At 40.7% G+C, this 11,941-nt stretch carries 10 protein-coding genes and 1 pseudogene; 6 read left to right on the forward strand and 5 right to left on the reverse strand.

Annotation, left to right across the window (positions count from 1 at the left end; all coding sequences use genetic code 11):
- Positions 1-56 precede the first annotated feature (56 nt).
- Complete coding sequence (locus HMPREF2697_RS00005) at positions 57-1,043, reverse strand: L-lactate dehydrogenase (protein ID WP_004182359.1); 987 nt, start codon at positions 1,041-1,043, stop codon at positions 57-59.
- A 221-nt stretch (positions 1,044-1,264) separates the two neighbouring features.
- Here HMPREF2697_RS00005 and gyrA point away from each other — a divergent pair, with 221 nt between their 5' ends.
- From gyrA to HMPREF2697_RS00030, 5 genes are all read left to right on the forward strand, one after another.
- Positions 1,265-3,733 (forward strand): DNA gyrase subunit A, encoded by a 2,469-nt coding sequence (gene gyrA, locus HMPREF2697_RS00010; RefSeq protein WP_070849061.1) that lies wholly within the window; start codon positions 1,265-1,267, stop codon positions 3,731-3,733.
- Positions 3,733-4,494, forward strand: coding sequence for a class A sortase (locus HMPREF2697_RS00015; RefSeq protein ID WP_070849065.1), 762 nt, complete (start codon positions 3,733-3,735; stop codon positions 4,492-4,494). Before gyrA ends, HMPREF2697_RS00015 begins: the two co-directional genes overlap by 1 nt.
- Positions 4,495-4,531: 37 nt before the next feature.
- Positions 4,532-4,933, forward strand: coding sequence for an SMU1112c/YaeR family gloxylase I-like metalloprotein (locus tag HMPREF2697_RS00020; RefSeq protein ID WP_045772368.1), 402 nt, complete (start codon positions 4,532-4,534; stop codon positions 4,931-4,933).
- A 114-nt stretch (positions 4,934-5,047) separates the two neighbouring features.
- Positions 5,048-6,016 carry a DUF1002 domain-containing protein gene (locus HMPREF2697_RS00025; RefSeq protein WP_070849068.1) on the forward strand — a complete coding sequence of 323 codons (969 nt, stop codon included), beginning with the start codon at positions 5,048-5,050 and terminating at the stop codon, positions 6,014-6,016.
- 139 nt (positions 6,017-6,155) lie between these two features.
- Positions 6,156-7,418: an NRAMP family divalent metal transporter gene (locus HMPREF2697_RS00030; protein WP_070849071.1), complete on the forward strand. Its 1,263-nt coding sequence runs from the start codon at positions 6,156-6,158 to the stop codon at positions 7,416-7,418.
- Positions 7,419-7,543: 125 nt separating this feature from the next.
- On the opposite strand, the gene HMPREF2697_RS00035 is transcribed toward HMPREF2697_RS00030, so the two are convergent.
- From HMPREF2697_RS00035 to yghU, 4 genes and pseudogenes are all read right to left on the reverse strand, one after another.
- Positions 7,544-7,786, reverse strand: a complete 243-nt coding sequence (locus HMPREF2697_RS00035; protein ID WP_003093591.1) for a type B 50S ribosomal protein L31 — start codon at positions 7,784-7,786, stop codon at positions 7,544-7,546.
- Positions 7,787-7,892: 106 nt separating this feature from the next.
- Positions 7,893-8,825, reverse strand: coding sequence for an FAD:protein FMN transferase (locus HMPREF2697_RS00040; protein WP_070849075.1), 933 nt, complete (start codon positions 8,823-8,825; stop codon positions 7,893-7,895).
- On the reverse strand, positions 8,812-9,756 hold the full coding sequence (locus tag HMPREF2697_RS00045) for a DHH family phosphoesterase (RefSeq protein WP_045772369.1): 945 nt from the start codon (positions 9,754-9,756) through the stop codon (positions 8,812-8,814). Before HMPREF2697_RS00045 ends, HMPREF2697_RS00040 begins: the two co-directional genes overlap by 14 nt.
- An 80-nt stretch (positions 9,757-9,836) precedes the next feature.
- Positions 9,837-10,625: pseudogene (gene yghU, locus HMPREF2697_RS00050) on the reverse strand (glutathione-dependent disulfide-bond oxidoreductase).
- Positions 10,626-10,800: 175 nt separating this feature from the next.
- On the opposite strand from yghU, the gene add reads away from it, so the two are divergent.
- A complete protein-coding gene (gene add, locus HMPREF2697_RS00055) occupies positions 10,801-11,811 on the forward strand; it encodes an adenosine deaminase (RefSeq protein WP_070849078.1) in 1,011 nt (336 codons plus the stop codon).
- Positions 11,812-11,941: the final 130 nt, after the last annotated feature.

Raw genomic sequence — 11,941 nt, forward strand, 5'->3', positions numbered from 1 at the left:
GCTTTTCGTCACCCACTACAGTTGACAAAGAGCCCTTTTATTTAACTAATGTCAAATTAGTTTTTTGAAGCTTCTTGGAACTCAGGGTTTTTCCATGCTTCATCAATGATAGCTTGCAATTCATCAGCAGAAGCTTTCATTTTTTGTTGTTCAGCATCGTTCAATGGGATGTTCACTGGACGTACGATACCGTGTGCACCTACGATAGCAGGTTGACCGATAAAGACGTTGCTTACACCATATTGACCTTCTTGGAATACAGACAATGGAAGTACTGCATTTTCATCGTCAAGAATAGCTTTAGTGATACGTGCAAGAGCTACGGCGATACCATAGTAAGTAGCACCTTTTTTGTTGATGATTGTATAAGCGGCATCACGAACACCTTCGAACAATTCAACCAATTCAGCTTCTTGAACGTTTTGAGTGTCTTTAAGGAATTCTTCAAGGTTTACACCGGCGATGTTAGCGTGTGACCAAACGGCAAATTCTGAGTCACCGTGTTCACCCATGATGTAGGCGTGAACTGAACGAGCATCAACATCAAGTTTTTCAGCAAGCGCTTGACGGAAACGTGCTGAGTCAAGTGAAGTACCTGAACCGATAACGCGTTCTTTAGGGAATCCTGAGAATTTCCATGTTGAGTAAGTCAATACGTCAACTGGGTTAGCTGCTACAAGGAAGATTCCTTTGAAGCCTGATTCAACAACTTGAGTAACGATAGATTTGTTGATTGCAAGATTTTTACCAACAAGATCAAGACGAGTTTCACCTGGTTTTTGTGGAGCACCAGCAGTGATAACTACAAGGTCTGCATCCGCACAGTCTTCGTACTTAGCTGCGTAGATTTTTTTAGGTGAAGTGAAAGCAAGCGCGTGGCTAAGGTCAAGCGCATCACCAACAGCTTTTTCGAACAATTGTGGAATTTCGATGATACCAAGTTCTTGAGCGATACCTTGGTTTACAAGTGCGAAAGCGTAAGATGAACCTACGGCACCGTCACCAACGAGGATGACTTTTTTGTGTTGTTTAGTTGCAGTCATGGGTCTAAACATCTCCTTATTTTTTAATTGGGTTACCCCGTACACTGCTTATTCTACCACTTTAAGTGATGGATGTCACGAAATATTAAGTAAATAATAGATGAAAGCGTTTTACCTAACTGAAAAATAAAGCGTTTTATGGTATAATATTATAGAAATTTTCTATACTCTTTTATTAGAGTTTGGAATGATTTGAATGAAAGAAAAGAGGCATTTTTAGAGTGCAAGATAATAATTTAATTGACGTTAATTTGACGTCTGAGATGAAGACGAGCTTTATCGATTATGCCATGAGTGTTATCGTGTCTCGTGCTCTTCCAGATGTTCGTGACGGTTTAAAACCTGTACAACGTCGTATTCTTTATGGAATGAATGAGCTTGGGGTGACACCTGATAAGCCGCATAAAAAATCTGCCCGTATCACCGGGGATGTCATGGGTAAATATCACCCACACGGGGATTCATCTATCTATGAAGCCATGGTCCGTATGGCACAATGGTGGAGCTACCGTTACATGTTGGTTGATGGTCACGGGAACTTTGGTTCTATGGACGGAGATGGGGCTGCCGCTCAGCGTTATACTGAGGCGCGTATGTCTAAAATCGCCTTGGAAATGCTACGTGATCTTAACAAGAATACCGTAGATTTTCAAGATAACTATGATGGATCAGAACGTGAACCAATCGTTCTTCCGTCACGTATTCCCAACCTTCTTGTCAATGGTGCGACAGGGATTGCCGTTGGTATGGCGACTAACATTCCACCACACAATTTGGCTGAAACGATTGATGCAGTCAAATTGATGATGGATAATCCTGAAGTCACAACACGTGAACTGATGGAAGTTCTTCCTGGACCAGACTTTCCAACTGGAGGCTTGGTCATGGGGAAATCTGGTATTCACCGTGCATATGAAACTGGTAAGGGGTCTATTGTCCTTCGTTCACGTACCGAAATTGAAACAACAAAATCAGGTCGTGAGCGTATTGTTGTCACTGAGTTTCCTTACATGGTCAATAAGACCAAGGTCCATGAACATATCGTTCGTTTAGCACAAGAAAAGCGTATTGAAGGGATTACAGCAGTCCGTGACGAGTCTTCTCGTGAAGGGGTACGCTTTGTCATCGAAGTGCGTCGTGACGCTTCTGCCAATGTTATCTTGAACAATTTGTTCAAATTAACGCAACTTCAGACTAACTTTAGCTTCAACATGTTGGCCATTGAGAAAGGTGTTCCAAAGATTCTTTCTCTTCGTCAAATCTTGGCTGACTATATTGCCCACCAACAAGAAGTTGTGGTTCGTCGTACACAGTTTGACAAGGATAAGGCTGAAGCACGTGCCCACATTTTAGAAGGTTTGCTGATTGCTCTTGATCATTTGGATGAAGTGATTACGATTATCCGTAACAGTCAAACTGATGCAGAGGCTCAAGCTGAGTTGATGGCTCGCTTCGAACTCACGGAACGTCAAAGTCAAGCCATTCTTGATATGCGTTTGCGTCGTTTGACAGGTTTGGAACGTGATAAGATTCAAAATGAGTACAATGATCTCCTTGCCTTGATTGCTGATTTAGCTGATATTTTGGCAAAACCAGAACGTGTCATTGCTATCATCAAGGAAGAATTGGACGAAAGCAAGCGTAAATTCGCAGATGCTCGTCGTACAGAGCTTATGGTCGGAGAAGTCGTTTCTCTTGAGGATGAAGATCTCATCGAAGAAGAAGATGTTGTTATCACTCTTTCAAATAAGGGGTATATTAAACGTTTAGCCCAAGACGAGTTCCGTTCACAAAAACGTGGAGGACGTGGTGTTCAAGGTACTGGTGTTAACGATGATGATTTTGTTCGAGATATTGTCTCAACAAGTACTCATGATCACCTCTACTTCATGACTAATAAGGGGCGTGTATACCGTCTCAAGGGGTATGAAATCCCTGAGTATGGTCGTACAGCCAAAGGCTTACCTATTGTCAATCTCTTGAAGTTGGATGAAGGTGAGACCATTCAAACGGTCATTAACGCTAAGAGTGATGAAGCTTCTGAAAATAATCACCTTGTCTTTGTAACTCGCCAAGGTCTGGTTAAACGTACCAAAGAAGCAGAATTTAAGAACATCCGTCAAAACGGTTTGATTGCCTTGAAATTGAGAGAAGGTGACGAGCTAATCAATGTCTTCTTGACTACTGGTAATGAAGAAATTGTCATTGGTACCAAATTTGGTTACAGTGTACGCTTCAAAGAGGACACTATTCGAAGCATGAGCCGTATGGCTGCCGGTGTTAAAGGGGTAACTCTTCGTGATGGAGACCAAGTTGTTGGTGCAGCTGCCATTACAGAAGACCAAGAAGTCTTGATTATCACTGAAAAAGGTTACGGTAAGCGTACCTCAGCTACTGAATACCCAACGAAGGGACGTGGTGGTAAAGGTATCAAGACTGCTAATATCACAGAGAAGAATGGTAACTTAGCAGGTATTGTCACAGTATCTGGTGATGAGGATATCATGGTCATCACCGATACAGGTGTTGTCATCCGTACTGCCGTTGCTAATATCTCTCAAACTGGTCGTGCAACTCAAGGGGTTAAGGTCATGCGTTTGGATGACTCTGCTCGTATTGTAACCTTTGCTTTAGTTGAACCAGAAGAAGTAGAACAAGCTTCTGAAGACCAAGAAAGTGGTGACAACTAATGAGCAAAGATAAGAAAAATAAAGCAACAAAAAAACGCCGTAAGTGGCTGGATATTCTTCGCTGGGTGTTGATTGTTGTTCTCTTGGTTGTTGGTTTAGCCTTGATTTTCAATAAGTCTATTCGAAACACAGTAATTGCATGGAATACAAATAAGTATCAAGTGAGCAAGGTTTCTAAAAAGACTATTGAGAAAAACAAGGAAGCTAAGACGAGTTTTGACTTTGATACCGTTAAATCAATTAGCACAGAGTCTGTCTTGAAGGCACAGATGGATGCTCAAGAACTTCCTGTCGTTGGTGGTATTGCCATTCCAGAGGTGGGTATCAATCTTCCTATTTTCAAAGGACTTGGCAATACAGAGTTGACTTACGGTGCAGGAACTATGAAAGAAGACCAAGTCATGGGTGGTGAAAACAACTATTCACTAGCTAGTCACCACGTCTTTGGTATTGCTGGTGCATCTGACATGCTATTTTCACCACTAGATAAGGCTAAGGAAGGCATGAAGATTTATCTTACTGATAAGAATAAGGTCTATACTTATGTCATTAGTGAGGTCAAGGTTGTTCAACCAACCGAAGTAGCAGTGGTTGATGATACACCAGGCAAATCTGAAGTAACTTTGGTAACTTGTACGGATGCTGAAGCAACCCAACGTACAATAGTCAAAGGTGAATTGAAATCGCAGGTAGATTTTGACAAGGCAAGTTCAGACATCATTGAAGCCTTTAATAAATCATATAATCAATTTCAAAGTTAAGAAAGGGGCCTTCTGGCCTTTTTCTATGGAGGAAAATATGTTTTTAAATACAGTGCACCATGTTGCTATTATTGTTTCTGATTATGAGTTGTCTCGAGATTTTTATGTCAATAAACTTGGTTTTGAGATTATTCGGGAAAATCACCGTAGAGAACGCCATGATTATAAGTTAGACTTACGTTGTGGGGATATAGAACTTGAAATCTTTGGCAATAAGACCAGTGATCCGAACTATGTGGAGCCACCTAAACGTCCATCTTATCCTGAGGCATGTGGCTTACGTCATTTAGCTTTCAGAGTGACTAATATTGAAGAGGTCGTCAAGAGTTTAGAAGAAAAGGGTATTTCCTGCCAACCTATTCGCAAAGACACTTTTACCGGTGAAAAGATGACTTTCTTTGCTGATCCAGATGGTCTTCCCTTGGAGTTACACGAGTAGTTTTTTTGACCTTAATTTTTTAAGTCATGGTATAATAAATTCACGATTGGACTCATAGCCAGTCGTCCTTTAGGAGATTATGGAATAATATTCTATTTTCGAAAGGAAACACACATGAAATTGAAAAAACTACTTGTTACTGGGATGGCTTTATTGGCTTCAGTAACAGCCTTCACTTCGGTTGCGCAAGCAGCAACATCATCGCAAGTCCAAAAGGTCATTGATGAATCTTATGTTCAACCAGACTATGTGATGGGGTATTCATTGTCGGAAGAGCAACGTAATGAAACCTTGAATTTGTTAGGGTATGACAGCAGTAAGGATACTAATGTCAAGACCTTGACGACATCTGCATATGCGAATATCATGAACGTTGCTGACGATTCTAGTCTTCAGCTATATTCTTCTGTTAAGATTGCTAAGCTTGGTGCTAAGGAAACCTTGAGTGTAGAGATTGTGACACCGCAAAATATCACGAAAATCACTCCAGATATGTACCGTAATGCTGCCACGACACTTGGTATCGAACACGCTAAGATTACGGTAGCAGCACCAATCGCAGTTACTGGAGAAAGTGCCTTGGCTGGTATTTACTATTCCCTTGAGCAAAATGGGGCTAAGGTTTCAGATGAAAGCAAAGAGCTTGCGCAGGAGGAACTTAAAACCCTTTCTCAAATTAATGAGGAAAATTCAGGTAAGACTGACTATGATGCGGACAAGCTTAATGTAGCTATGACTGATATTAAGTCAGCAGTTGCTGATAAAGGGGATAAGTTGACTGAAGACCAAGCTAAAACGATTGTTCAGCAGACTATCAATAATTACAACTTGGATCTTTCTGATACGCAAATTAACCTTCTGGTGAATTTTGCTTTGAATTTATCTAAGTCTTCAATCATTGACAGTGCTAGCTTTAAGTCAACCTTGAGTTCACTTAAAGATTCTATCGTTTCGAAAGCTGGTAATACCTTCTCTGGAATCAACCTAAACTTTGATGCCAACAAAGCGGTTGAGAACAGCAAAAATATCTTTGCACAAATTTGGCAAGCTATCGTAGATTTCTTTACAGGACTTTCTAAATAGTAAAAGAGCTATCCGTTTGGATGGCTTTTTCTATTTTTCAGAAAATATGCGAAATACTATTGAAATTATTCCAACAATTGTGTAAAATGGTAAACATCAATTCAGATTATTCTGAAAATTTGTTTTAGGAGATTCTCTTATGTCACAAACAAGTGTATCTAGTCAGTCTACCTGGCGTAGTAAAATAAAAGCAATGGGACCTGGTATCCTAATGGCTTCGGCGGCCGTAGGTGGTTCCCACATCGTTTCATCAACCCAAGCGGGTGGTTCTTATGGATGGGCCTTGCTAGGCTTGGTTATTCTAGCTAACCTCTTCAAATACCCATTCTTCCGTTTTGGTGCTGAGTATACCGCAGATACAGGTAAAACTCTGGTTGAAGGTTATGCTGAGAAAGGTAAATTCTATCTTTGGGTATTCTTCATTTTGAATGTCTTCTCAGCCTTGGTTAATACTGCGGGTGTTTCTATTCTTTGTTCAGCCATCATTGCTAGTGCCTTTCCAATGCTTGGTTTGACTATTACCACTTGGTCAATTATTTTGGTTGCCATTATCTGGGGTATGTTACTCTTTGGTGGTTACAAACTTCTTGATGGTATGGCTAAATGGATTATGTCAGCTTTGACTATTGCAACAGTAGCAGCAGTTATTATTGCGGCAATCAAACACCCAGAGTACAGTGCTGACTTCGTTGAAAAAACACCATGGCAGCTCGCAGCTCTTCCATTTATCGTTTCACTTCTTGGATGGATGCCAGCACCAATTGAAATTTCAGCCATTAACTCACTTTGGTCAGCTGAGAAAAAGAAAACTGTTGATTTCAACACTGATGATGCCCTCTTTGACTTTAACGTTGGTTACATCGGAACAGCTATTCTTGCGGTATTCTTTGTAGCACTCGGTGCTCTTATCCAGTACCCAACTGGTAAGCCAGTAGAAGCCGCATCAGCTAAGTATATTGCACAGTTTGTTGGTATGTACGCATCAGTGCTTGGTGAGTGGTCACGCTATTTGATTACCTTTATCGCTTTCTTGTGTATCTTTGGTACTGTAATTACCGTTATTGATGGTTACTCACGTGTTAACGAAATTTCTCTTCGTCTTTTGTTTAACCAAAAAGAAAAAAATCAAACACCTTTGAATATTTGGATGACCTTGACAGCTATTCTTGGTCTCATCATTATTTTCTTCTTCCAAGGTCAAGTAGCAACCATGCTTCGTTTCGCCATGATTGGTTCATTCCTTACAACACCTTTCTTTGCGCTTTTGAATTATGTACTTGTTACAAAAGAGAAGAAAGACCTTCCAACTTGGTTGAAAGGACTTGCTATTGCAGGTTTGATTTTCTTGTTTGGATTTGCTCTCTTCTTTATCTGGGCTTTGGCTATCGGTAAAGCAGGTTAATAGGATTAAACGGTTTCCATATGGAAGCTGTTTTTTTATTTTATAGGAGGGGAGTAGGAGAGTTTAGACTCAAGAGCATACAAAAAAACCATTCCAATCGGAATGGTTTAACAACAAGATGTTGCTTATTTGAGACCGTATTTTTTGTTGAAACGATCCACGCGTCCGTCTGCTTGTGTGAATTTTTGACGGCCAGTGTAGAATGGGTGTGAATCTGATGAAATTTCTACACGGATAAGTGGGTAAGTTTCACCTTCGAATTCAACTGTTTCGTTTGAGTGTTTAGTTGAACCGCTAAGGAATTGGTAACCAGTAGTTGTGTCCATGAATACTACTTGACGGTAATCTGGATGGATATCTTTTTTCATGTTAAAATATTTCCTTTCTGCCATGGTACTTTCCGCACCATAGTTTTTTTTAACTATTTTAGTTTATCAAAAGGTGGTCTACTTGACAAGTCTTTTTTACTATTTTTTAGGAAATTCGCATTTTGTAAATGCCACCGGTCTGGAAGCAGTGATTATCTTTATCAACGATGATTGCTTCCAGCTCAGCTTGTGAACTAACTTCCTGGAAAATATGTTTGAGACTAGAGCCAAATAAGCGGGTTGTCCAAATTTCACCATCCACTGAGAGGGATGAAATAATGGTAAGGCTGGCTAGGTCACTGGAGACTGGATAACCAGTCTGGCTATCAAAAATATGATGGTAGGTTTTGCCATCTATCTCAAAAGTACGTTCATAGATTCCCGAAGTGACAACAGACTGATCTCTTATAGCAAGCACCATAAGATTTGTGTTTCTTGTCTCCTTAGGATTTTGAATACCAATTCGCCATTTTTGGTCAGGATTGTGGAGAGCAGGTCCGAAGGTTAGGACGTTACCCCCGAGATTGATCAGGGCGCTGGTTACTTTTTCAGCTTTAAGAAAATCTGCAATACGATCAGCAATATATCCTTTTGCTAGGGCACCAAGATCAATTTTCATCCCTTTTTCTTTGAGAAAAACACTTTGATTTTCCTCGGATAGAAGAATGGCGTTGGGATTGACGATATCCAAGAGCGGACGAATTTCTTCAGGAAGAGGCAGCTTAGCATCAGAAAAACCAATGCGCCAAGTCTGAATGAGAGGCCCAATAGCAATATTAAGATGACTTCCAGGTTGGCAGCTATGCCATTTTCCAAGAGAAATAAGTTCAAAAAGTTCTGGGTGAACTGTTACTGGATGTAAGCCTGCTGCCTTGTTAATTTGCATGAGTTCGGAACTGTCGTCATTGGCTGAGAAGCGCTTATTGTAGGTATGTAGAAGTGCTTCAACTTGGTCTAGCAGGGGTTCTGGTTCTTCATGATAGATAGAGACGTCGATCACAGTTCCCATGAGACGTACACGGCGATTAGTGAGTTGCATGGGCAACTGTATCCTTGATTTCTTGATAGATTTGTTCGTTTTCTTCTAAGCTGTAGGAATTAGCACCACTAGCAAGTGGGTGGCCGCCACCATCATGGCGTTTGGCAATCTCGTTGATGACAATGCTTTTACTGCGTAGACGGACACGGTAATGCCCTTCAGGTTGCTCTACGAAAATAGCCCAAGATTCGACGCAATCAATACGGCCTGGAGTGCCAACAATGGCAGAACTTTCAGCATCAGTGACATTGAATTCATCTAAAATCTTTCGTGTCAAGACAACTCGAGCTGCACCATTTTCATCGACTTCTAGATTATCGAAAACATAACCTTGTAGTTTAGCAATTTTGAAAGGAAAACTGTCCATACGACGAGCCATTGCTGCAAAATCAAAGTCGTATTCACGAAGTTTAGCCGCGATTTGAAGTGTTTTAGGAGTAGTAGATGGAAAGAGGAAGCGACCTGTATCGCCAACAATACCATTGTAGAGAACACGAGCAGCAGCATCTGACAAGGAAAGACCAAGGCTGAGGGCCCAGTCTGTCACAATTTCGCTAGCACTTGAAGCAGTCGTATCAACAAGTAGAAGGTTACCGTAGGCATCATCGTTAGGATGATGGTCAATTTTGATAAGGAAGTCACCTTTATCATAACGATCGTCGTCGATACGAGGGGTGTTGGCAGTATCGGTAACAATAACAAGTGCCCCTTCATAGTCTTGATCAGCTACCTCGTCCATCTCAGCAATCCAAGATAAGGTAGGTTCATTAACACCTGTCGCAAGAACCTTTTTATCTGGAAAGTTTGTTTTTAAAATTTCTTTCAGTCCTACCTGACTACCAATGGCATCAGGGTCAGGTCTTTGGTGGCGGTGAATAATAATAGTGTCGTAGGCTTTGATTTTTTCTAAAATAGCTTGAAATACAGTCATGAATGTCTCCTTGTGATTTTGCTTCTATTATATCATGAAACAATAGAAAAACGGTTAGCCTAGGCAAACCGTTATAAAAATTAGATATCTTTATAGTCGACTTCAAGTCCACGTTTAACCGCTGGACGGTCGGCAATTTTTTCAGTCCAAGCTTGAAGGTGCTTGTATTCTTTAACGTCAAGGAAGATACCAGCCTTGTCCCAAATCTTATCTTGAGCAAGGCGGCCATACCAAGACCAGATGGCGATATCAGCGATAGTGTATTCATCACCGGCAATATAAGGTTTGGTTGCTAATTCTTTATCAAGCAAGTCAAGTTGGCGTTTGGCTTCCATGGCAAAACGGTTGATGGCATATTCGATTTTTTCAGGTGCATAGTGGAAGAAGTGCCCAAAGCCACCACCTAGAAAAGGAGCAGCACCTGTTTGCCAAAATAGCCAGTTGAGAACTTCTGTACGTTTTGCGTGATCAGTTGGAATGAGTTTGCCAAATTTTTCAGCCAAGTAAAGGAGGATGTTAGCTGATTCGAAGACACGAACTGGTTGGTCTTCAGAGTAATCCATCATGGCTGGAATCTTTGAGTTTGGATTGATTGAAACAAGGTCTGAGCCGAATTGGTCACCATCACCAATCTTAATACGATAAGCATCATAACCTGCTTGAGTCACACCAAGTTCTTTCAATTCTTCCAGCATGATAGTTGCCTTGATACCATTTGGTGTCGGAAGAGTATAGAGTTGGAAAGGTTGGTCACCTTTAGGTAAAGTTTGTTCAAAACGTGCACCAGCTGTAGGTTGATTGAGGCCACCCTAGGCACCTCCCATAGAGGTTGGGTTTTTCCAAACTTCTGATAAAATATAGTCAGACATAAAGTTTCTCCTTGTATTCTTGATAGTTACATCCTAACAAAATGCTAATGACATTTCAAGAATCTACTACGTCCTATTAGGCGCGACACCTTGACTTTTTCCATAAGAATGATAAGATAGTAAAAATTAATTTTTATCTGATAAAAAAACATATTGTTTAGAGAGGAAGAAAAGAATGACTGTTATTGATTTTCATAAGTTGGCTAAAACAGAACTACACTGCCATTTGGATGGTTCACTATCGTTGAAAACCATTCGTCACCTAGCTGACTTGGCACAGATTGAGTTACCTGAGGACGATGCGGAGCTCAAACACCATGTGACAGCACCGGCTACCTGTGAGAGTCTCTTAGATTATCTTGAGGCTTTTGATTATATTCGTCCTTTGCTTCAAACAAAGGAAGCCTTGACCATTGCGGCTTATGATGTTGCTAAACAGGCTGCTCTTGAAAATGTTATCTATATTGAAGTGCGTTTTGCTCCAGAATTGTCAATGGATAAGGGATTGACTGTCGCTGAAACCATTGATGCTGTTTGTCAAGGCTTACGTCAAGCTCAAGAAGAATTTGGTATTGTAGCTAAGGCCCTAGTTTGTGGCATGCGCCAATCAGATCAAGAATTAACGGCCCGTATTCTTGATGAAGCAAATGAAGTTGAAAATAGTGACTTTGTTGGTTTTGATTTTGCTGGAGATGAGCATCATTATGGACCTAAAGCGATTAAACCTCTGATTGAACAAGTCCAAAGTTACAACCGTCCCATGACTTTCCATGCTGGTGAGTGTGGTTGCCCAGCCTTTTTGGCTGAGTCAATTGCCATGGGAATTAAGCGTAATGGTCATGCAACGATCCTGGCTCAAGAGCCTGAGCTTCTGGAAGAGTTTGTCAAAAATGGTGTCACAGGAGAGTTATGTTTAACAAGTAATCTCCAGACCAAGGCAGCCGTTACAGTTTCTGATTTTCCTTATCTAAAAATGAAAGCGGCAGGTGCTAATATTACCATTAATACGGACAATCGTACCGTTTCTGATACAAACCTGACCAAAGAGTACGAACTCTATCACAAGCATTTTGATAGCTCAGTTCAAGACTTCTATGCTCATAATAAGACAGCAATCGAAGCTTCATTTGCTAGCGATGAGGAGAAAGAAGAACTTCTTGAAAAATTGGCTAAAGCCTATTCATAAGAAGTTATTAGACTGGTAAAACTATATTAGGGTGATAAGATTGAGCCATTTGGAACATCAGTCAAACCTATCATAAAAATAAGGGAGAGAGGCGAACTTTTTTCAAAAATTGTTCAGTCTCCCTCCCTTT

This window comes from Streptococcus sp. HMSC064D12, from assembly GCF_001837205.1.
Lineage (GTDB): Bacteria > Bacillota > Bacilli > Lactobacillales > Streptococcaceae > Streptococcus > Streptococcus salivarius_D.

Coding starts and splice junctions, on each gene's coding strand:
- HMPREF2697_RS00005 (WP_004182359.1), bottom strand. CDS start 1,043: ATGACTGCAACTAAACAACACAAAAAAGTCATCCTCGTTGGTGACGGT.
- HMPREF2697_RS00015 (WP_070849065.1), top strand. CDS start 3,733: ATGAGCAAAGATAAGAAAAATAAAGCAACAAAAAAACGCCGTAAGTGG.
- HMPREF2697_RS00020 (WP_045772368.1), top strand. CDS start 4,532: ATGTTTTTAAATACAGTGCACCATGTTGCTATTATTGTTTCTGATTAT.
- HMPREF2697_RS00025 (WP_070849068.1), top strand. CDS start 5,048: ATGAAATTGAAAAAACTACTTGTTACTGGGATGGCTTTATTGGCTTCA.
- HMPREF2697_RS00030 (WP_070849071.1), top strand. CDS start 6,156: ATGTCACAAACAAGTGTATCTAGTCAGTCTACCTGGCGTAGTAAAATA.
- HMPREF2697_RS00035 (WP_003093591.1), bottom strand. CDS start 7,786: ATGAAAAAAGATATCCATCCAGATTACCGTCAAGTAGTATTCATGGAC.
- HMPREF2697_RS00040 (WP_070849075.1), bottom strand. CDS start 8,825: ATGCAACTCACTAATCGCCGTGTACGTCTCATGGGAACTGTGATCGAC.
- HMPREF2697_RS00045 (WP_045772369.1), bottom strand. CDS start 9,756: ATGACTGTATTTCAAGCTATTTTAGAAAAAATCAAAGCCTACGACACT.
- add (WP_070849078.1), top strand. CDS start 10,801: ATGACTGTTATTGATTTTCATAAGTTGGCTAAAACAGAACTACACTGC.